Genomic DNA, 14,988 nt, shown 5'->3' with positions numbered 1-14,988 from the left:
TACGGTGCAGAGAATGGTCAGGCTGTGACGGTGTCTGCTTTCGCGACTTCCGCTTCCGGTGCGGGGTTGCGGATGAGGTAATCGAACGCCCCCAGCGCGGCAGTGGCGCCGGCACCCATGGAGATGATGATCTGCTTGAACGGTACCGTGGTGGCATCCCCAGCGGCGTAGACGCCGGGCAGGGAGGTCGCACCCTTGGTATCGATCTCGATCTCGCCAAAGCGGGTCAGGGCAATCTCGCTCCCTTTCAGGAACTCGGTGTTCGGCACCAGACCGATCTGGACGAAGATGCCAGCCACCGCCAGGTGTTTGATCTCGCCGGTAGTGCGATCTTCGTAATCCATACCGACCACCTTGCTGCCATCACCGATCACTTCGGTAGTGCGGGCACTCATGATGATGTCGATATTGCCCATAGAGCGAGCCTTCTTCTGCAGCACTTCATCGGCGCGCAGGGTGTCAGCGAATTCCACCACGGTCACATGCTCGACGATGCCAGCCAGGTCGATTGCTGCCTCGATGCCGGAGTTACCGCCACCGATCACTGCAACCCGCTTGCCTTTGAAGAAGGGGCCATCGCAGTGCGGGCAGTAGGCCACGCCCTTGGTGCGGTACTCGAGTTCGCCCGGCACGTTCAGGTCGCGCCAGCGGGCACCGGTCGCCAGGATCACGGCGCGGCTCTTCAGGGTGGCGCCAGAGGCGAGATCCACGTTTACGTAGCCATCCTTGCTGATGGCGGCAGCGCGCTGCTCGGTGATCACTTCCACGCCGTACTGCTTGACGTGCTGCTCCAGGCTCGCGGCCAGCTTGGGGCCTTCGGTGTAGGGCACGGAGATAAAGTTCTCAATGCCGACGGTGTCCATCACCTGACCACCAAAACGCTCGGCGACGATGGCGGTGCGAATGCCTTTACGGGCGGCATAGATGGCTGCTGCGGCGCCAGCCGGGCCACCTCCGACAACCAGAACGTCGTAGGGATCTTTCTCATTCAGCTCGGCGGCTTTGCGCTCTGCAGCACCGGTGTCGAGTTTGGCGACGATCTCTTCCAGCGAGATGCGGCCCTGGCTGAACGGTTGACCGTTCAGGTAAACATTCGGCACCGCCATGATTTGACGCTCATTGACCTCTTCCTGGAACAGGGCTCCGTCGATCATGGTGTGAGTGATGCCGGGGTTCAGGGTGGCCATCAGGTTCAGCGCCTGCACCACGTCCGGGCAGTTGTGGCAAGAGAGGGAGATATAGGTCTCGAAGTGGAACTCGCCCTTGAGATTGCGGATCTGCTCCTGCACGGCCGCATCGGCCTTGGAGGGGTGACCGCCGCTTTGCAGCAGGGCAAGCACCAGCGAGGTGAATTCATGACCCATGGGGATGCCGGCAAAGTGAACGCGCGGGGCTTGGCCCTGCGGCGCGATACTCATTGAAGGCGTGCGGGTGGCATTGCCAGAGGTCTGGGTGATCTTGGGGGACATTTCGGCGATCTCGCTGGCCAGCGCCAGCAGCTCTGCAGATTTGTCGCTGTCGTTGCCGGACACGCTGATCTCGATGGGATTGACGATGTACTGCAGATAGGTGTTCAGCTGTTGTTTGAGGTTGGTATCCAACATCTTCGAATTCCTTCTTGGTGATTGCGGGTCGGCATCTTCACAGGTCAAAAGCGCGCGATGGCGTTTCTGAGGGCCGGAAAGCAGACCGGCCCTTATGCGGGCCGGTCTTGGAAGCGGAAGGCTTAGATCTTGCCTACCAGATCCAGGGACGGAGCCAGGGTAGCTTCACCTTCTTTCCACTTGGCCGGGCACACTTCACCCGGGTGGGAGGCGACATACTGGGCTGCTTTGACTTTGCGCAGCAGCTCCAGCGCGTCACGGCCGATGCCGCCAGCGTTGATCTCGACGATCTGGATGATGCCCTGCGGATCAATCACGAAGGTACCGCGGTCGGCCAGGCCGGCTTCTTCGATCATCACGCCAAAGTTGCGGGTAATGGTGCCGGTCGGGTCGCCAATCATCGGATACTGGATCTTCTTGATGGTGTCAGACGTGTCGTGCCAAGCCTTGTGGGTGAAGTGGGTATCGGTAGAGACAGCGTAGATCTCGACGCCCAGCTTCTGGAATTCAGCGTAGTTGTCAGCCAGATCGCCCAGCTCGGTCGGGCAGACGAAGGTGAAGTCAGCCGGGTAGAAGAAGACCACGGACCACTTGCCTTTCAGGTCTGCGTCAGAGACCTGCACGAATTTGCCATTGTGGTAGGCGGTAGCATTAAACGGCTTGATTTCAGTGTTGATGTAGGTAGACATGTAATTGCTCCTTGGTGATGTACATATGCCTGTCTGGTGTTGAAGAGTCTTGCCAGACGAGGCGCTTAACTTTCGATGGATTCATCATAGGGGCTTCTGCTAATCGATAAAAGCCGCATTTTTGAATCGCTTAAATCTACTTATTAGATAGCTTACTATGGCTGTACCTAACATGAATATCTCTGGCCTACTGAGATAACTCCTTATCATGGTTCAATATCTGTGTGCTACATCGCCTTTTCAAGGCATGAGAAGAGGTGTGCAGAGGCATGGCGACGCGATGAGATAAGCGGTGGAGCAAACAGGTGGCGCAGGAGGTTGAGGGAACTGGTTGCAGCGATGGAGATGTGCTGACAAGGGGGAGAGCAGAAAACGCGTATAAAAAAATCCCGGCGCTATCGCAACGACAGGGCCGGGTCATCAAACAAGGAATGGCTATATAAACAAATGCTTTACAGCAAAGACTAACTACGGGGTGTGCAAACTTGCAGACATATGAGAGGAAGAGGATGGGTGCACACTCCTTCATCTCCCCCTCGGCAACTATTGCATGAGGGGGATAATAGTGTGATGAAGATCACATGGCAAGCGGTTGGTGTAATTTTTCAATCAAAATGAAACACTTTCACCTTTATTGCTCTTTATTACTGCTGAAAACGCTTTTTCTGTAATTAAATTACATATTGTTGTGTCAAAAATCGGTTGGGGGCTCCTGCTCCTCCATCAATTCCAGCAGGTTGATGGCCACCGAAATGAAGTCTGACTCGGTGACGATGCCGATGAGCTTGCGTCCCTTGAGCACCGGCAGACAGCCATACCGGTGGCGCTGCAGGTAGAGCGCAGCCTCCTTGATGCCGGCATGGGGATCCACGCTCGCAACCTGGCGGGTCATGATCTCGTCAAGGTGGACGCTGTCGGTAAATTCCGCCTCCCGCTCCGGGCTTATCAGCAGCAGCTTGGATTCGCGGGTGGCCAGGATGTCGGTGAGGGTGACCAGCCCCTGCAGATGGTGGTGTTCGTCAACGATGGGAATGTGGCGGATCCGCTCCTGCTGCATCAGATCCATCGCCTGTTTGACGCTGTTCTCCGGCCCCAGGGTAAAGGGATGTTCCGTCATGATTTCGGATATGGTCATCATGGTAGGCCTCCTGATTGCATTGGTTTTTCTTCTCCGCCTGTCTCCACCCTAGCCCAGCCATGGGTGGCAAAACATGATCAGGGTCAATACAAAACATTAAAGAGTCATTAACCGGTTAGTGCTCACAAAATTGCCCGCTACCCCTTGTCTCTCTTGGGTTTTTGGTCTTTTGGGTTGCCTTGGAAGATGGGGATAACTAGACTAGCCGCCGATTCCCCCCGAGGTGAAAGATGCAAGTATCCGATTTTCATTTTGATCTGCCAGACGAGCTGATTGCCCGCTATCCGATGGCGGAGCGTACCGCCAGCCGCCTGTTGCAGCTCGACGGTCAAACTGGCGCTCTGCGCCACGGTCAATTTGTCGATGTGCTGGATCAGCTCAATCCGGGCGATCTGCTGGTATTCAACAACACCCGCGTCATTCCGGCGCGCATGTTTGGCCAGAAGGCCAGCGGTGGCAAGCTGGAGGTACTGGTCGAGCGCATTCTGGACGAGCACAGCGTGCTGGCTCATGTCCGGGCATCCAAGGCACCCAAGCCGGGCACCCGGATGATCATGGATGGGGGCGTGGAGGCAGAGATGCGCGCCCGTCACGACGCCTTGTTCGAGATCCACTTCCTCGACCCGCGTCCGGTACTGGAGATTTTGGAAGCCATCGGCCACATGCCGCTGCCCCCCTACATCGACCGTCCCGACGAGGATGCCGACAAGGAGCGCTACCAGACTGTTTACAATCAAAAGCCGGGCGCCGTTGCCGCGCCGACCGCCGGTCTGCACTTTGATGAGCCGCTGCTTGAGAAAATTCGGGCCAAAGGGGTTGAAACGGCCTTCGTCACCCTGCATGTAGGGGCGGGGACCTTCCAGCCGGTGCGGGTTGAGAAGATTGAAGATCACCACATGCACTCCGAGTATGCGGAAGTGCCGCAAGAGGTGGTGGATGCCATCGCGGCCACCCGTGCCCGTGGTGGTCGGGTGATTGCGGTGGGGACCACATCGGTGCGTTCGCTGGAGAGCGCGGCCAAGGTTACCTTGGCGCAGGGCAAACCGCTGGCGCCCTTCTTTAGTGACACCGATATCTTCATCTTCCCTGGCTACCAGTTCCAGATTGTCGATGCCATGGTCACCAACTTCCATCTGCCGGAGTCGACCCTGATCATGCTGGTCAGTGCCTTTGCCGGTTATGACAACGTGATGGCGGCCTATCAGGCAGCGGTGGCCGAGCAGTACCGTTTCTTCAGCTACGGGGACGCCATGTTCGTCACCCGTCGCCAGGTTGAAGCATAAGCTTCAGCGTATTTACCGGGCCCTGAGCGGCCCTCCTATTGTCAGACTGTTTCTCTGACTGAATCGAGGTAGCAATGAAATTTGAACTGAAAACCACCGACGGCCGTGCCCGTCGCGGTCAACTGGTCTTCGAACGTGGCGTGGTACAAACGCCGGCCTTTATGCCGGTCGGTACTTACGGCACCGTCAAGGGGATGACCCCTGAAGAAGTGCGTGAAACCGGTGCCCAGATTCTGCTGGGCAACACCTTCCACCTCTGGCTGCGCCCGGGTCAGGAAGTGATGCGTGCCCACGGTGATCTGCACGATTTCATGAACTGGCAGGGGCCGATCCTGACTGACTCCGGTGGTTTCCAGGTATTCAGCCTGGGCCATATTCGCAAGATCACCGAAGCGGGCGTCCACTTCCGTCACCCCATCAATGGCGAGAAGATCTTCCTCGACCCCGAGAAGTCCATGGAGATCCAGTACGATCTGGGCTCCGACATCGTGATGATCTTCGATGAGTGCACGCCCTATCCGGCTACTTACGAAGAGGCGCGCAAGTCGATGGAGATGTCCCTGCGCTGGGGTAAGCGTTCTCGTGACAAGTTTGATGCGCTCGGCAACAAGAATGCCCTGTTCGGCATTATTCAGGGGTCAGTTTATGAAGATCTACGGGATGTCTCTCTCAAGGGGCTGCTGGAGATCGGTTTCGACGGTTATGCGGTCGGCGGTCTGGCGGTGGGTGAGCCCAAAGAGGATATGCACCGCATCCTCGAGCACGTTTGCCCGAAAATTCCGGCCGACAAGCCACGCTACCTGATGGGGGTCGGCAAACCGGAAGATCTGGTGGAGGGGGTTCGCCGCGGTATCGACATGTTCGACTGCGTCATGCCGACCCGCAACGCCCGCAACGGTCATCTGTTTACCACTGATGGCGTAGTGAAGATCCGCAACGCTCAGCACCGCAACGACACCAGCACCCTGGATGCCGAGTGCGATTGCTACACCTGCAAGAACTACAGCCGCAGCTACCTGCACCATCTGGACAAGTGCAACGAGATCCTCGGTGCCCGTCTGAATACGATCCATAACCTGCGTTATTACCAGCGTGTGATGCAGGGTTTGCGGGACGCGATCGAGCAGGGTAAATTAGACGACTTTGTAACTGAGTTTTACCGTCGGCAAGGGAAGCCTGTGCCTCCGTTAGCTGAAAATGACGTTAAATAACAACAACATATAATTTTGTTTTTCAAATCTACATCAATAAGAGGTTGTTAAATGAGCATTATCTCCAAGGCGTATGCAGAAGGCGCAGCACCGGGTGCACAGGGTGGTGGTATGGAAATGATCATCATGCTGGCCGTATTTGGCCTGATCTTCTACTTCATGATCTATCGTCCCCAGGCCAAGCGCGCCAAAGATCATCGCAATCTGATGAGCTCCTTGTCCAAGGGTGATGAAGTGCTCACTTCCGGTGGTCTGGTTGGCAAGATTGCCAAAGTGGCTGCTGACAGCGATTACCTGGTGATCGCTCTGAACGACCAGACTCAAGTCACCATCAAAAAGGACTTCGTCTCTGCCGTTCTGCCCAAGGGTTCTATCCAGTCCCTTTAATCTCCCAAGGAGCACAGCGTGTTGAATCGCTATCCGCTGTGGAAATACCTGATGGTGGTCTTCGTGATCGCCATCGGTTTTCTATATGCAGCCCCCAATCTTTACGGCGAAGACCCGGCCCTGCAGGTTTCTGCCAGCCGTGGTGCCGAAGTCAAGCTAGATACCCTTGACCTGGTGACACAGACGCTCGACGAGGCGAAAATCCCGGTCAAACATGCTGCGTTCGAGCACGGTCTGATCCTGATCCGTTTCAAGAACACCGAAGACCAGCTCAAGGCGCGCGATATTGTTGCCAACAAGCTGGGTGACAACTTCATTACCGCACTCAACCTGGCACCTTCCACTCCCGCCTGGCTCGAAGCCATCGGTGCGGCCCCTCTGAAGCTGGGTCTTGACCTGCGCGGTGGTGTGCACTTCCTGATGGAAGTGGACATGGCCGAAGCACTGACCAAGCAGCAAGAGCAGATGGTGCAGGATTTCCGTGCCGAGCTGCGCACCCAGAAGATCCGTTACTCCGGCGTGCGCCGGGTCGGTGATCAGGTGCAGGTGATCTTCCGTGACGAAGCCGATCAGGAACGCGCCGTTTCTCATCTGCGTCGTCAGAACCCTGATTTGACTTTCACTATCGAGCAGAAAGGGGATGAGTTCATCCTGCTGGCTGGTCTGAGCGAAGCCAAGATCAAGGAAGTGAAGAAGTACGCCCTGGAGCAGAACATCACCATCATCCGTAACCGGGTCAACGAACTGGGTGTGGCCGAGCCGTTGGTACAACAGCAAGGCGCCGAGCGCATTGTCGTTGAACTGCCCGGTATTCAGGACACTGCCCGCGCCAAGGAAATCCTGGGGGCGACCGCTACCCTGGAGTTCCACATGGTGGATGAGGCTGCTGATATTCAGGCTGCCGCGGAAGGGCGAGTACCTCCCAGCTCCAAGGTCTATACCGATCGCAATGGTCGTCCTGTGGTACTGCACAAGCGGGTGATCCTGACCGGTGACCACATCGTGGGTGCCCAGTCCGGTTTCGACGAGTACAGCCGTCCCCAGGTCAACATCAAGCTGGATGGCCAGGGTGGCAACAAGATGGCCAACTTTACCAAGGACAACGTGGGTAAAGGGATGGCGACTGTCTTCATCGAGTACAAGCCGGTTGGTCAGCCTGGTCCGGATGGCAAGCGCAAGTTCCGCAAGCAGGAGGAGGTGATCAACGTCGCCACCATCCAGTCGCGTCTTGGCAGCCAGTTCCGTATCACAGGTATCGACAACGCCAACGAAGCCCACAACCTGGCGCTGCTGCTGCGTGCCGGTGCCCTGATCGCCCCGATCCAGATCGTGGAAGAACGCACCATTGGCCCGAGCCTGGGTCAACAGAACATCGACAGCGGTATGGAAGCCATCGGCTGGGCCATGCTGGTGATCGTGCTGTTCATGGGGATCTACTACCGCGCGTTCGGCTGGGTCGCCAACCTGGCGCTCTGTATGAACCTGGTGTTGATTGTCGGCATCATGTCGATGATCCCGGGTGCCACCATGACCCTGCCGGGGATCGCCGGTATCGTCTTGACGCTGGGGATGGCGGTGGATGCCAACGTGCTGATCTACGAGCGTATTCGTGAAGAGATCCGCAACGGTCGCGGTGTTCAGCAAGCCATCCATCTGGGCTTTGATCGGGCATTCTCCACCATCGCCGACTCCAACGTGACCTCGCTGATCACTTGCGTGATCCTGTTCGGTATCGGTACTGGCGCCATCAAGGGCTTTGCCCTGACGCTGGGCATTGGTCTGACCGCCTCCATGTTTACTGCCATCACAGTTTCCCGTGCCATTATCAACCTGGCTTGGGGTGGACGGCGTATCGACAAGCTGCCCATCTGAGGATAGAGAGATGTTTCAGATTCTACATTTTGAAAAACCGATCCCGTTTATGCGCTATGCCAAGCCGGGTGTGGTTTTCTCTTCCGTGCTGATGGTGGTAGCCCTGTTCTTCCTGTTTGATCGGGGGCTGAACTGGGGTCTGGACTTTACCGGTGGAACCACCATCGAGGTGGGATTCCAGCAGTCGGTGAGCCTGGACAAGATCCACGACGTTCTGGAAGAGCAGAAGATTGAAGGGGCCACCCTGCAACACTTTGGCTCCAGCCGTGACGTGCTGTTCCGTCTGACCCCGAAAGAGGGGGTCAAGGTCGAGCAGCAGGGTAATGAAGTGCTTGCGGCGGCCAAGCTGCTCGATGAGGGCGCAGTGCTCAAACGCGTCGAATTCGTCGGCCCTTCAGTCGGTGACGAGCTGGCCACTGACGGGGCGCTGGCGATGCTGGCCTCCATCATCTGTATCCTGATCTACGTGGCGGTGCGCTTTGAATGGCGTCTGGCCATGGGCGGCATCCTCTCGCTGGTGCATGACGTGGTGATCACCCTGGGTGTCTTTGCCTACTTCCAGTACGAGTTCGACTTGACCGTACTGGCGGCGCTGATGACCCTGGTGGGTTACTCCCTGAACGATACCATCGTAGTGTTCGACCGCTTGCGGGAGAACTTCCGCAAGGTGCGTAAAGGGGATACCGACTACATCCTGGATCTCTCCATGACCGAGACCCTGAGCCGTACTATCATCACCTCCGGCCTCACCTTCGTGGTGGTGCTGGCGCTGCTGCTCAAGGGCGGCGCGCTGATCCACGGTTTTGCCGTGGCCATGGTGATCGGTGTGGCTTTCGGTACCTACTCCTCCATCTATGTGGCGAGTGCGTTTGCCATGTTCCTCGGTGTCAAGCGCGAGCACATGCTGCCCACCCAGGTAGAGAAAGAGGGCGCGGATCAGCAGGAGATCCTGCCGTAACAGAAAGAGCGCCTAATGGCGCTCTTTTCTTATCTCTGCGTGTCGTTTGCTGACGCAGATGATGTCAACAAAAGGAGCTTGCCATGCAACACAATCCCCGTTTTTTGGCGCTGGTTGACGGGATCCGCTCCCGCATCACCGAAACCGATGTTCACCAGATCAAGCGCTGGCAGGATGAAGGGCGCACGTTTCACCTGATCGACGTGCGGGAAGAGAGCGAGTGGGCCAAAGGCCATCTGCCCGGAGCCCAATATCTGGGTCGTGGAGTGATTGAGCGGGATATCGAGACCCTGTTCCCGGATCCCGAGACCACACTCTATCTCTATTGTGGTGGCGGTTTTCGCTCCGTACTGGCGGCCGACAATTTGCAACAGATGGGTTATCGCAACGTAATCAGTGTTGACGGCGGTTTTCGCGGCTGGCTGGAGGCCGGATACCCTGTCGAATCCTGATTTATTTGATGGAGAGGGGCTCAGCTACATGACAAAGTGGCGGCTGACCTTTACCATATGCGGGGTCAAGCGTAAGCGTCGGAGTGTTCATTGAACGTCAGGAAAGGGATTGGATACCTCCTTGGTATCCTGTTGTTGCTCCCCATGTGGGGTTGCAGCAGTAGCAGTCATGTCAACACCCCTAAGGTTCCCAAGGCGCAGCCTGCTTCACTGGTATTGGCGACCCCCCTGCAGGTCTCCTACCAAAGCGAGTTGGCGCTCGCCCGACTCGGGCAGATGCTGAGTGAAATGGAGTTGACCACGGAGCAACGGGCCGAGTTGTTCTATGAACGTGCCGTGGTGTTTGATCGCGTCGGCTTGCGTTCCCTCGCTCGTCTCGATTTCAACCGGGCCCTGCGGGAGAAGCCGGATTTCGCCGAAGCCTACAACTTCATCGGTGTCTATCTGGTACAGCAGCAGAACTACGACGAAGCCTATGAGGCATTCGACTCAGCCCTCGAGCTGGCACCCGATTATGACTATGCCTACCTTAACCGCGGCATTGCCCTCTATTACGGTAACCGTCCCGAGCTGGCTGCGGTCGATATGAAGCGTTTCTACGAAGCGCAGCCGGAAGACCCCTATCGGGTGATCTGGCTCTATCTGGCCGAGCAGAAGCTCAATCCCGCTGCGGCCATGAGCCGGATGCGCGAGCGCCTCAACAAGTACGATGACGATGCCTGGAACTGGGATCTGGTGCGTCTCTACACAGGTGAGATCAACGCGTCCCAGCTGATGGGCAACGTGGTGAAAGGGGTGAAGGATAACCGGGAGCTGGCCGAGCGCCTGTGTGAAACCTATTTCTATCTGGGCAAGTTCGAGTTGGGCAAAGGCAACCGCAAGGAAGCCATCAGCTACTTCAAGTTGGCGCTCTCCAACAACGTCTATGACTTCATCGAGCACCGCTATGCTCTGCTCGAACTGGAGCTGATGGCACGCAAGCCCTTGCCGCCGGGAGCCCAGAGCAAAGGCGAACAGCCCTCCTGAATGGAGATGGCGATTACCCAGTGATAGAAAACCTCGGTATGAGGCTAATGCCAGTCAGTGAAGCCTGACTGGCATTGTTTTTATCTGCTTTTTCACACCTACTCCCGTGGCTTGGCTCCATGTCACAGTGAGCTGCATGTCGCTAATCCACACAACCCCGCCAGTTTTTCCAACTCTGCCGCCCGCTTCTGAATAATGCACGGGCACATCTGATCCATGCAGCTCAACAGATGGATGGGGCCGATGCCGTGTGAAACCCGGCCGGCTCGTCGTATGCCTCCTGATATGGGTGATTCTCTTCCCTATCGTGGTGGGCGACTGGTTGACTATCTGCGGCTCTTGTTCGACTCCTGCCGGACTGCACTTTTAAATCGTCTCGTCTGACGAGAGGGAGTAAATATGAGTGCTGACCCGTGCTTTTACACTCCGTTACATCTGCTCGTCCTGTGACCGCCCCATAATGGCCCCTGATCCCCTAACCCTGTGCCCCTGTGCGATGGGGGGCGGATCAGTAGTCGACAAGGTGGAGAGCACGAGTAGTTTCCTGTCAGCACGGAGGCCAGAACGGCAGATGTCACAGAGCGTATCAAACCAGGTGATCAGACGAATGCTGGGAGCCTGCCAGCAGCAGGGGGGAGATCCCGATGCCATTTTGATGGCGGGCGGCCTCACGTCGTTCGACATCGAGCGAGAACAGGGCCGGCTGCCGGCCCACAGCCACTACCGGATGCTGCAGCTGATGCAGCCCTATCTGGCCAGTTTTCACGAAACCATCCTCTCCTACGACATCGGCCAGCTCTACCAGCACTATCCACCCCTCATCAGCCTGTGCCTGAACCAGCCTTCGCCGCGAGCGGCGCTCGAGGTGCTGTTGGCCTATCGCCCCATCATCGGTAGTTGTGACGAGCTGCGGGTGCGGCGGGTGGGGCAGGCCAGCCAATACCTGTATGTCAATCAGGGGCCTGCCAGCCTGGGGGCGAGTCAGGCCATCCCCAACTTCATCATCCTCTACCGGATCCTGCGGGTCTATCTGGCGGCTCCCCAGGTCTCGGTGGGCTTCACGGGGCGGCCGCCACCGCGCCATCAGCTGCTGGATCAATTCTTTGGAGCCCGCTGCCGCTGGGAGCAGGGGGAAAACACCCTGACCATCGACAACGCCCAGCTCGACTGCCCCAGCCACTGCTACAACGAACCGCTGGGTCATCTGCAACTGGCCCAGCTGGCGCAGATCTGCGCCGACATCGCCGAGCGGGCCCCCTTTGCCTATCTGGTGGGGGAGCGGATCCGCCACAAGATCCGGGAAGGGGAGCTGGAGAGCGACGAGAGCCTGCTCAAGGAGGTGTGCGCGGCCATGAATGTCAGCCGCTGGACCCTCAATCGCAAATTGCAGGGGGAGGGGAGTAGCTTCTCCACCCTGCTGAGGGAGGCGAGGGTGAACGAAGCCTGCCGCTTGCTGGGCGAGGGGGATCAACCGCTGCAGAACATCAGCGATCGGGTCGGCTTCTCGTCCCAGAGCGCCTTCAACCGTTTCTTCAAGGCCAACACCCGCATGACGCCGCTGGCCTATCGCAACGCCCGCCAATAACAACGGGACCGGCGCAAGGCCGGTCCCGTGGGCGGGTCATTGCTGGGCAATGTTCGAGCAAGGCCAGGCTGGGAGCCCGGCCGTGCCTGCCTCTGTTAGCGAGTGACGGTGGTGACGCTGGCGGGATCCACCCCGGCCGGCAGTGCCAGTGCCCCTGGCGTGGTGTTGCTCACCACTATCTCCTTGCTCACCGTGAAGCTGACCGGCGTGCTGGCGGAGACATCCGACGAGGGGCTGATGTAGGCGCTGTAGCGACCCGGCTCCACGATCCACTGGTTGCTGGCTTCATCGAAGCTGGCGAGGATGCTGGCCGGAATGGTGAAGCTCAGCTGTTCGCTGGCCCCCGGTGCCAGCTGCGCCGTCTTGGCAAAGGCCTTGAGCTCGATGAGCGGTTTCTTCAGCTTGACCTCGGGGGCGGTCACATAGACCTGGGCCGCCTCCTTGCCTGCCACGGCACCCGTGTTGGTGATGGTGGCGGTCAGCACCAGGCTGCCGGCACTGCCCCTCTCCAGGGTATTGCTGGCGATGGCGGGGCTGGTGTAGCTGAAGCTGGTGTAGGAGAGACCGAAGCCGAACGGGTAGGAGACCGTCTGCTCGAAGGTGCTGTAGTAGCGATAGCCCACGTAGATCCCCTCGTTGTAGTAGAGATCGTCCGGTTCGCCGTCCCCGTCGGTGTCCTCACCCGGGAAGGTGCCGGCGGAGGGAACGCTGGCGTAGCTGTGCGGGAAGCTCTGGGCCAGTTTGCCGCTCGGGTTGACCGCGCCGGAGAGCACGTCCGCCACCGCGTGGCCGGTCTCCTGGCCAGCCATGTAGGCCAGCAGGATGCCATCCACCTTGTCGCTCCACTGGGCGGTGTCGATGACGCCGTTGACGTTGAGCACCACCACCACCTTCTTGCCCTGGGCGTGGAAGGCGCTGCTCACCGCGTCGATGAGGGCGCGCTCGTCATCACCGAGCAGATAGTCCCCCTTGCCGCTGCTGCGATCCGCCCCTTCCCCGGCCTGGCGGCCGATGCTGATGACGGCGGCTTGCTGGGTAGCGGCCGCACTGGCGATCAGGGCCGCCAGATCGCCGCTGATTGGCGCCTCGGCGCAGGTGTAGTAGCCCTTGGCGCCAAATTGCCCCTCGTGATAGACCTTGTTGTTCTCGTAAAAATCGCGGTAGTAACTCTGCAACGCCTCGTTGACCGGGAAGCGTGCCGCCAGTCCCTGCGCGATGGTGGTGGTGCTGGCGGCGTTCACATCCCCGCTGCCGGTGCCGCCCTTGTAGGTGTTGATCTGGTTGATGCCAAAACTGGCCAGCGTGCTGCTTGCCGCCAGCGGCAGGGCCGCGGCGTGGTTGCGCAGCAGCACCATGCTCTCGGCACCGGCCTGACGGGCCAGTTTGGCGTGGGCGGTCAGGTCCGGGCTGTTGCTGATGGCCAGCTGGTTGTAGGAGGGGCTCTTCATTACCTGGGTCAGGATGTGGATGGCGGCCTCGTTTACCTTGGCTTCGTCGAGCTGACCCTGCTCGATGGATTGCTGCAACTGCTCCTTGACGTTGCCCGGCTCGATCAAATCCTGTCCCGCCAGCACCTGCTTGTAGGCGTTGTTGGCCACGTCGCCGGCAAACCAGTCGGACATCACCAGGCCGTCGAACTTCCACTCGCCGCGCAGCAGGTCGGTCACCGCATCCTTGCGCTCGTTCACATAGGTGCCGTTGACCTTGTTGTAGGAGGTCATCACCGCCCAGGGCTGGGCCTCGTCCACCGCTATCTGGAAGCCGCGCAGATAGATCTCGCGGAAGGTTCTCGGTTCGCCGATGTCGTTGATCTGGTTGCGGTTGGTCTCGGAGTTGTTGCCGAAGTAGTGCTTGATGGTGGTGCCTACCCCGTTGCTCTCCACCCCGTTGACCATGGCGGCGCCGATTTTGCCGGTGAGCAGGGGGTCTTCCGAGTAGTACTCGAAGTTGCGGCCATTGAGGGGGTTGCGCTGGATGTTCATGCCCGGGGCCAGCAGGATGTCGACCCCGTACTGGCGCACCTCGTCCCCCATGGCTTCGCCGACGGCCTTGACCAGCTTGACGTCCCAGCTGGAGGCGAGCAGCGAGCCGATGGGCCAGGCGGTAGCGTAGTAGCTGGCGCTGTCATCGTCGCGGTTGGCGTTGATCCGCACCCCGGCCGGCCCGTCCGCCAGTTTGAGGGCCGGAATGTCGATGCCGTCCGCGCTGCGCAGCACGCCGTTGATGTAACCCGCCACGCCGGGCACGTCCTGCTTGACGTTGATGGCGCCGTTGGCACTGCCGTAACCGGGGCCGGAGAGCAGGTCCAGCTTCTCGCTCAGGGTCAGCTTGGCCACCATGGCCTCGGCCTGGCCACGGTAATAGGCATCGTCCTTGACCAGGGGATCCGAGTCATTCTGGTTGCAACCGACCAGCAGGCCGGCCAGCGCCAGGCTGATACCCAGTGAAACCGCTTTCAATATTGTGGTGATAGGCATGAAGACGTCCTCGTAACTGTCTGAATAAAAATAAAAAGGAGATATCGACACCGGGTGGAAGGCATCCGCCCGGGCTGGGCCGCTCTGCTGGCGGCTGCCATTGGATATCGCAAGGAAGGCCGAACGGACCCGTGGGCTGGCGTTTGGCTGCAGGCAGGTTAACAAGCCGGGCGAGGGCCGCCTTGCCCCGGGGGAGCGAGAAATGTGCCGGCGGGAGCAAGGGGGCCGAGTTGTGAGCTAGGTCGCATCGAAAGGCGGTGCCAAACCAAGGGTGGAAGGTGGCAAGAGGGGAGAAGGGCAGGGGAG

12 protein-coding genes are annotated in these 14,988 nt (G+C 58.8%); 8 read left to right on the top strand and 4 right to left on the bottom strand.

Going from position 1 to position 14,988, the window contains the following annotated elements; genetic code table 11:
• Nucleotides 1–17: 17 nt before the first annotated feature.
• The 3 genes from ahpF to G5154_RS18290 form a co-directional block, all read right to left on the bottom strand.
• Nucleotides 18–1,604, bottom strand: a complete 1,587-nt coding sequence (gene ahpF / locus G5154_RS18300) for an alkyl hydroperoxide reductase subunit F (RefSeq protein ID WP_005344672.1) — start codon at nt 1,602–1,604, stop codon at nt 18–20.
• Between the two features lie 122 nt (nt 1,605–1,726).
• Nucleotides 1,727–2,293 carry an alkyl hydroperoxide reductase subunit C gene (gene ahpC / locus G5154_RS18295; protein WP_005344674.1) on the bottom strand — a complete coding sequence of 189 codons (567 nt, stop codon included), beginning with the start codon at nt 2,291–2,293 and terminating at the stop codon, nt 1,727–1,729.
• A 691-nt stretch (nt 2,294–2,984) separates the two neighbouring features.
• The gene (locus G5154_RS18290; protein ID WP_040066530.1) at nt 2,985–3,431 is read right to left on the bottom strand and encodes a CBS domain-containing protein; all 447 of its coding nucleotides are present in this window, start codon (nt 3,429–3,431) and stop codon (nt 2,985–2,987) included.
• A gap of 230 nt (nt 3,432–3,661) precedes the next feature.
• Between G5154_RS18290 and queA the strand changes: the two genes are divergently transcribed.
• The 8 genes from queA to G5154_RS18250 all read left to right on the top strand — a co-directional run bounded on the left by queA (nt 3,662) and on the right by G5154_RS18250 (nt 12,205).
• Nucleotides 3,662–4,714, top strand: coding sequence for a tRNA preQ1(34) S-adenosylmethionine ribosyltransferase-isomerase QueA (queA, locus tag G5154_RS18285; RefSeq protein WP_335828135.1), 1,053 nt, complete (start codon nt 3,662–3,664; stop codon nt 4,712–4,714).
• A 74-nt stretch (nt 4,715–4,788) separates the two neighbouring features.
• The gene (tgt, locus tag G5154_RS18280) at nt 4,789–5,925 is read left to right on the top strand and encodes a tRNA guanosine(34) transglycosylase Tgt (protein ID WP_005337329.1); all 1,137 of its coding nucleotides are present in this window, start codon (nt 4,789–4,791) and stop codon (nt 5,923–5,925) included.
• Between the two features lie 51 nt (nt 5,926–5,976).
• The gene (gene yajC, locus G5154_RS18275) at nt 5,977–6,312 is read left to right on the top strand and encodes a preprotein translocase subunit YajC (protein ID WP_005337327.1); all 336 of its coding nucleotides are present in this window, start codon (nt 5,977–5,979) and stop codon (nt 6,310–6,312) included.
• Between the two features lie 18 nt (nt 6,313–6,330).
• A complete protein-coding gene (secD, locus tag G5154_RS18270) occupies nt 6,331–8,184 on the top strand; it encodes a protein translocase subunit SecD (RefSeq protein ID WP_421251467.1) in 1,854 nt (617 codons plus the stop codon).
• 10 nt (nt 8,185–8,194) lie between these two features.
• Nucleotides 8,195–9,142, top strand: coding sequence for a protein translocase subunit SecF (gene secF, locus G5154_RS18265; RefSeq protein ID WP_005344682.1), 948 nt, complete (start codon nt 8,195–8,197; stop codon nt 9,140–9,142).
• Between the two features lie 83 nt (nt 9,143–9,225).
• Nucleotides 9,226–9,594, top strand: a complete 369-nt coding sequence (locus tag G5154_RS18260; protein ID WP_005344690.1) for a rhodanese-like domain-containing protein — start codon at nt 9,226–9,228, stop codon at nt 9,592–9,594.
• A gap of 90 nt (nt 9,595–9,684) precedes the next feature.
• Nucleotides 9,685–10,620, top strand: coding sequence for a lipoprotein NlpI (gene nlpI / locus G5154_RS18255; protein ID WP_421251466.1), 936 nt, complete (start codon nt 9,685–9,687; stop codon nt 10,618–10,620).
• Nucleotides 10,621–11,227: 607 nt separating this feature from the next.
• Nucleotides 11,228–12,205 (top strand): helix-turn-helix domain-containing protein, encoded by a 978-nt coding sequence (locus G5154_RS18250; RefSeq protein ID WP_421251465.1) that lies wholly within the window; start codon nt 11,228–11,230, stop codon nt 12,203–12,205.
• 95 nt (nt 12,206–12,300) lie between these two features.
• Here the strand turns inward: G5154_RS18250 and G5154_RS18245 are convergent, their stop codons facing one another.
• On the bottom strand, nt 12,301–14,682 hold the full coding sequence (locus G5154_RS18245) for a beta-glucosidase (RefSeq protein WP_421251464.1): 2,382 nt from the start codon (nt 14,680–14,682) through the stop codon (nt 12,301–12,303).
• Nucleotides 14,683–14,988 lie beyond the last annotated feature (306 nt).

This window comes from Aeromonas sp. 600527, assembly GCF_049175415.1.
GTDB lineage: Bacteria > Pseudomonadota > Gammaproteobacteria > Enterobacterales > Aeromonadaceae > Aeromonas > Aeromonas veronii_A.
The sequence above is the reverse complement of the archived record's forward strand: the minus strand, read 5'-3'. Positions and strand labels throughout refer to the sequence as shown.